Here is a 2,349-nt window from a genome sequence, read left to right on the forward strand (position 1 = left end):
GCCGCCGCCCCCGGGCGGCGTGCCGCCCAGCCAACAGAGCTACGCCTGAGCCCCCGGAAGGGGCACGCCATAAACGCCCGCGGCCTTCAACTAAAAAAATCACGGAAATGAGATCGCGAGGAAGGAGACTGCCGACAGGATAGGGAAGACAAGAAAGAAGAAATTACCGCCAAGGCGCCAAGGCGGAATGGACCACTGCGGAATCCTTGGCGCACTTGGCGCACTTGGCGCACTTGGCGCCTTGGCGGTTTAAAATCGGGCCCCGTCATCCCGACCGGAGCAAAGCGAAACGGGAGAGGAAGCTATTCGCTCGAACACACATCCGCTTCCCAGCGCTTGCATTCGCCGCGTGGCGTGCGATCACCGCACTTCTTCTGGCAGGTCGCATTGGCGCCGCAGACGTCCGCTCCCCAGCGCATGCAGCGTCCGTTGCCGGATCGCTCCAGGCACTGCTGCGCGCAGCGAAGCTCGGTGCCGCATTCGTCTTCGCCGTAGCGAAGGCACACTCCCTCGGGCGTGCGGTCCTGGCAGCGGAGTTCGCAGCTCACCTTGACGCCGCATGCGTCCTGCCCGTAGCGAAGGCACACTCCCTCGGGCGTGCGGTCCACGCAGCGGCGCGCGCATTCATCTCCTTTTTCTTCAACGGGGGATTCCGCTTCGGGAGTGGCGCTGTCCCCGGCGTCGGGATCGAGCGAGCACTGATCGGGCCCCCAACGAAGACACGCGCCACTTGCCGTGCGATCGAGACACTGCTCGGCGCAGCTCGCGCCGGGGCCGCAAAAGTCCTCGGCATATTGGAGGCACTTGCCGTGATCGGTGCGGCGCTCGCAGCGCCGGGCACATTGGGATTCCCCGGACCGCGATTGAGGACCGGAGAGCAGCAGCGGGGCAAGCACAACCAACAGAGCACCAAGACGGGACATGGGAAGCCTCCAGCCGGAAACAAGATCGGGATCGAAGAGCTTACTTCAACCCTAGACGGCCCAGGACGCAGCAGGTAACCGTTTATTACAAATATTGACATATTTCCGAATCTTGGTAATATTAAGCCCATGAGCGAGTCACCCAACGCCAGGAGCCTGCTTCTCGACCTTTTGCGGGTCGTTCCCGGACGCACCGCGGTGCCGGTGCAGGGGCTCGTGCGCGTGGGCGAGCTCTTCGGGATCACCGGCAATGCCACGCGCGTGGCGCTCTCGCGGCTCTCCGAGGGCGGGCTCGTCGAGAGCGACGAGCGCGGCCAGTATCGCCTGAGCCAGGCCAGCGACCCGGTCAGCGCCTTCGTCGAGAACTGGCGCCTTGGTGAGCAGCGCCTTCGCCCCTGGGAGGGTGGCTGGCTGTGCGTGCACCTGCCGCGGCCGGGCCCCGGACGAAAGGCGCGCACGGCGAGCCTGCGCGCCATGGAATTTCTGAGCCTGCGCGAGGCAGAGGGCGGCCTGTGGGTGCGCCCCGACAACCTGGCAGGCGGCGCGCAGGCCGCGCGCGAGGCGCTCGGCAAGCTCGGCCTCGAGGAAGGCGCGCTCGTGTTTGCGGGACGCAACTTCGGTGAAGACGTGACCGCGCGCTGGGCCGGAGAGCTCTGGACCGATGAGCCCTCCCGTGAGCAGCGCGCCCACGCCAGGAAGCTCGAAGCGAGTACCAAACGCATTCCGTCGCTGAACAAGGACAAGGCGCTCGTCGAGACCTTCACCCTGGGCGGCAAGGCCATCGAGCTGCTGGTGCGCGACGCGCTGCTGCCCGACGAGATTCGAAGCGGCGATGCCCGCCGTGAGCTGACCGATGCGATGCTCGCCTACGACGTGGTGGGCCGCAATATCTGGAGCGGGATTTTCAGCGCGCTCTCCCTGCAAGGGGCGCCCGCGCAAGTATCCGGAATCTAGGAGGCCCGGCAGTTGGAGCAACGCCGGAGCCGCAAGGAGCGAAAACCATGAACAAGATCCGTGATCTCATCAGCCGCGAGGAACTCGAAGAGCTGCGCGCCGTGAGCCCCTGGCGCAACATCTGGGCTCTCGTCTTCGACTGGGCATGGATCCTGGGCATGATGGCGCTCTACATCGCCCACCCCTCGTGGTGGACCTTCCTGCTGGGCTGGCTGGTCATCAGCGGCCGGCACCTTGGACTGGCGATCCTCCAGCACGAGGCCGCGCACAACCTGCTGCTTCCCAGCAAGAAGTGGAACGACCGCATCGGCCAGTGGCTCGTGGCCTACCCGATTCTCAACAACACGCTCATCTACCGGACGATCCACCTGCAACACCACAAGTACACCTGGACCGACAAGGACCCGGACCTGGGGCTGGCCAACAAATTCCCGATCACCAAAGCGAGCCTTCGCCGCAAGATCTGGCGCGA

At 65.3% G+C, this 2,349-nt stretch carries 3 protein-coding genes; 2 read left to right on the plus strand and 1 reads right to left on the minus strand.

Annotated features, from left to right (window positions below; translation table 11 throughout):
• Positions 1 to 302: 302 nt before the first annotated feature.
• Positions 303 to 923 carry a hypothetical protein gene (locus tag KDH09_17085; protein MCB0221415.1) on the minus strand — a complete coding sequence of 207 codons (621 nt, stop codon included), beginning with the start codon at positions 921 to 923 and terminating at the stop codon, positions 303 to 305.
• A gap of 129 nt (positions 924 to 1,052) precedes the next feature.
• On the opposite strand from KDH09_17085, the gene KDH09_17090 reads away from it, so the two are divergent.
• Positions 1,053 to 1,877, plus strand: coding sequence for a PaaX family transcriptional regulator (locus KDH09_17090; GenBank protein MCB0221416.1), 825 nt, complete (start codon positions 1,053 to 1,055; stop codon positions 1,875 to 1,877).
• Between the two features lie 47 nt (positions 1,878 to 1,924).
• On the plus strand, positions 1,925 to 2,349 hold a 425-nt coding region (locus KDH09_17095; protein MCB0221417.1), incomplete at its 3' end, for a fatty acid desaturase.

The organism is Chrysiogenia bacterium, from assembly GCA_020434085.1.
Classification (GTDB): domain Bacteria; phylum JAGRBM01; class JAGRBM01; order JAGRBM01; family JAGRBM01; genus JAGRBM01.

Bases quoted from the DNA above. Each gene is read 5' to 3' on its own strand.
- KDH09_17090 (MCB0221416.1), top strand. From the start codon at position 1,053: ATGAGCGAGTCACCCAACGCCAGGAGCCTGCTTCTCGACCTTTTGCGG.
- KDH09_17085 (MCB0221415.1), bottom strand. From the start codon at position 923: ATGTCCCGTCTTGGTGCTCTGTTGGTTGTGCTTGCCCCGCTGCTGCTC.